The organism is Nitratidesulfovibrio liaohensis, from assembly GCF_011682075.1.
Classification (GTDB): Bacteria; Desulfobacterota; Desulfovibrionia; order Desulfovibrionales; family Desulfovibrionaceae; genus Cupidesulfovibrio; species Cupidesulfovibrio liaohensis.
In genome coordinates this window covers 1-2,050 of record NZ_VSMK01000458.1, presented here as the reverse complement: position 1 = coordinate 2,050, position 2,050 = coordinate 1, and the positions used below count along the sequence as shown (strand labels likewise).

Below are 2,050 nucleotides of genomic sequence, written 5' to 3'. Positions count from 1 at the left end.
CTGTTCGCGGGCGCGGATGCTGCGGCGGACGGTGGCGCGACTGCCGCTGCCACCAGCCCTGCCGTTGGCCCCGCCATTTCGCGCGCGGAGGCCGCCCAGCTGGTGCAGATGGTCTTTCAGGACCCCTTTTCGTCGCTGAATCCGCGCCGCACCGTGGGGGCCTCCATAGGCGAGGCGCTGGCCGTGGCCGGGGTTTCCGGCGCGGAACGGCGCGTCAAGGTGGCTGACATGCTGCAACTGGTGGGCCTGCGGGCGGAACACGCCGACCGCTACCCGCACGAGTTTTCCGGCGGCCAGCGCCAGCGCGTGGCCGTGGCCCGCGCCCTGATCACCCACCCGGCCCTGGTGGTGTGCGACGAGCCGGTGTCCTCGCTGGACGCCTCCGTGCAGGCGCAGGTGCTGAACCTGCTGCGCGAGTTGCAGGAACACATGGGCCTTGCCTACCTGTTCATTTCGCACGACCTTGGCGTGGTGGGCCACATGAGCGACCACGTGGCCGTGATGTACCTTGGCAAGGTGGTGGAAGAAGCCCCCCGCGACGTGCTGTTCGCCGCACCCGCCCACCCGTACACCCGCGCCCTGCTGGCGTCCGTGCCCGTGCGCGACCCGTCCCGCCGCGCCGAACACCCGGCCCTGCGCGGCGACCTGCCCAGCCCCATCGCCCCGCCGTCCGGCTGTCCCTTCCACCCGCGCTGTCCGCAGGTCATGGACGTATGCCGCCGCCAGGTGCCCGGCTGGCATGCCGTGGCCGAGGGGCAGCATGCGCGTTGCCACCTGCACGCCCCGGAACTGCTGTCACGGGCGGCCGGGTAGCTGCGACGACACGCGTTGCGCTGGGCGCAACCTGCCCGGAGAAGCCTCTTCTTTGTCGCTTGTGAAAAAATGGACTTGACGAGCGGCCCTGCCGTCACCATAGTGCGGGTGCCCCGCCGCGCGCCGCGCCACGTCGCGATTCAGTGCGGTCCGTGGGGGCCATCGAAGACCACGAACCCCGGCCCGGCAACCCTGGTGCAGGGGTGAACACGCCAAGGAGTGTCCATGTCCGCGGAATTCGTCAACGCCATCCATGCCGTCAGCGAAGTGCTGATGTTCGAAAACTGGCTGCGCTTCTATTTCATCACCGAAGAAGGCGAAAAGCTGTTCATCCGCGTGCCGGAAACGGCAGAAAAGCGCATCCGCGAGGAGTATCCCCACCTGTTCGGCCTGCTGGAGCTGCTGAACAACAAGGAGATCACCTACGAAACCTCGCGCGACGCGGTGTGCAGCTTCGTGGCGTCCGACGTGGACGGTTCGCGCATGAAGGCGGGCAGCTCCGAAAAGGTCTTCGACAGCAGCCTGTTCCAGTTCGAGATGCAGCTGTTCAACATCTGGGTGCAGTCGCACGAGGAACAGCTGGACAAGGGCTTCATGGACCTGCGCAAGTGGCAGGAACTGTACGCGGAATGGAAGCGCTCGGATAAGGTCAAGGAATACATGAACGAGCTGAAGGACGCCTCCACCCGCACCGCGCCCGACTGCGATTCCGTGCAGTAGGGCCTCGTCCCCTTCTGCCGCAGCAGGGGGGCTGGCACGTAACGAAGACGGAAATGATGACGGGGAGAATGCCGTGGGCATTCTCCCCGTTTCTCGTTGTACGCTGTGGTATCCTGCCGCGCGGCTACACGCCCAGCGTGTCCAGCGCGGTTTCAATCTCGGTTCGGGTCGCCAGCGGGGCCAGCCAGCGTTCGGGCATCCAGCCAAGGCCGTGCCGCGCGCCGAACAGCATGCCGATGGCAAGGCCGCGCGCGCACGAATCGCCCCCGGCCATGACGTTGTCCACAAGTCCGGTTTCCGGGGCGGCCTCGTGCTTGAGGGCCACGTGCACCACTCCCAGAAAGGCCCCCTGCATGCCGCACGACTGCCCGAAGCGGGCGATGGCGACGGGGGTGTCCTCCGACAGGGACATGTCGGCAAAGGCCAGCCAGTCTTCGGCGGGCAGGGCCGCGTAGCGGGCCGTGGCGGCATGGTCGAAGGCGGCGCGCATGTCCGCCCCGCGCAGCAGGGCGGCGGC

At 67.8% G+C, this 2,050-nt stretch carries 3 protein-coding genes; 2 read left to right on the top strand and 1 reads right to left on the bottom strand.

What is annotated here, in order from left to right:
* The coding region (locus FVW27_RS14210; protein WP_208294804.1) for an oligopeptide/dipeptide ABC transporter ATP-binding protein at window positions 1-813 on the top strand (813 nt) is incomplete at its 5' end.
* Between the two features lie 225 nt (window positions 814-1,038).
* Window positions 1,039-1,533: a hypothetical protein gene (locus FVW27_RS14205; RefSeq protein ID WP_167126273.1), complete on the top strand. Its 495-nt coding sequence runs from the start codon at window positions 1,039-1,041 to the stop codon at window positions 1,531-1,533.
* A gap of 124 nt (window positions 1,534-1,657) precedes the next feature.
* Here FVW27_RS14205 and FVW27_RS14200 read toward each other — a convergent pair.
* The coding region (locus FVW27_RS14200) for an ADP-ribosylglycohydrolase family protein (RefSeq protein WP_167126270.1) at window positions 1,658-2,050 on the bottom strand (393 nt) is incomplete at its 5' end.

Coding starts and splice junctions, on each gene's coding strand:
- FVW27_RS14205 (WP_167126273.1), top strand. CDS start 1,039: ATGTCCGCGGAATTCGTCAACGCCATCCATGCCGTCAGCGAAGTGCTG.